The 1,065-nt window shown below is 30.8% G+C and carries 1 pseudogene; it reads left to right on the plus strand.

Features of this window, described 5'->3' with window-relative positions:
• Positions 1-1,065, plus strand: a pseudogene (locus tag F6J99_RS45290) (IS4 family transposase); the annotation flags it as partial.

Raw genomic sequence — 1,065 nt, forward strand, 5'->3', positions numbered from 1 at the left:
AAAAGTCAATTGAGTCTAGCTGAATATATTTTCTTAAAAATTTTTATAAATCTATTACAGTCAATTAAAAAAGTTAATTTAGAAAAATTAGCCAATGCTCTCCCTTTACCCATTAAATTTGAAAGTAGAAGAAAAAGGATCCAAAGATTTTTATCGTTACCAAAGTTAACAATTGAAGACTTGTGGTTTCCAATAGTTGAAGAATTATTGAAAAGATACTTTACCGATGAAAAACTAATTTATTTAGCAATTGATAGAACGAATTGGTGTTATATCAATTTATTCATGGTTAGCCTCATTTGGGATAAAAGAGCGTTTCCACTATATTTTACCTTGTTACCCAAGTTAGGTAGTAGTAATTTAAAAGAACAACAAAGTATTTTATCAAAAGTTATCCCGATTTTAAAAAACTATAAAATCTGTGTATTGGGAGATTGACCTTTGGTCACGCTTCGCGAACGAGAATTTTGTTCTGTAAAGTTAGCAAATCATCTTCAGGAATTGGGTATAGATTTTTGTTTGCGTTTAAAAACTAATGAGTTAGTTGAATATCAAAAAAATAGTTGGATTAAATTAAATGATTTAGGTCTAGTACCTGGAGTGTCTTTATTTATTAAAGGAATTAAAGTCACGAAGACTCGTGGTTTCCTAAGTTTTAATGTTGCCGCTAAATGGAAACGTAAACTTAACGGAGTAGCCCCAAAAGAAGGATGGTTTATTTTGACAAGTTTGGATAGCTTAAATTCGGCGATCTCAGCTTACAAACAAAGATTTGATATCGAGGAAATGTTTAGAGATTTCAAGACAGGTGGTTATAATTTAGAAAAGACTAACGTTGAAGGTAAACGATTTATTTCTCTAGTTTTATTGATGACTATAGCTTATACTTCTGCAACTATTCAAGGTCATAAAATTAAACGTAAAGGAATCCAAAACTATGTGGCTCGTGTAAAAGAATATGGCCGATTGGAGAGAAGACATAGCAGTTTTTACGTTGGTTTATATGGTCAAACCTGGGTTAACTTCAAAGATGTTTGTCTAGAATTAGTAACCGAATTAATGAGA

Origin of the sequence: Moorena sp. SIO4G3 (genome assembly GCF_010692305.1) — a bacterium.
Classification (GTDB): domain Bacteria; phylum Cyanobacteriota; class Cyanobacteriia; order Cyanobacteriales; family Coleofasciculaceae; genus Moorena; species Moorena producens_A.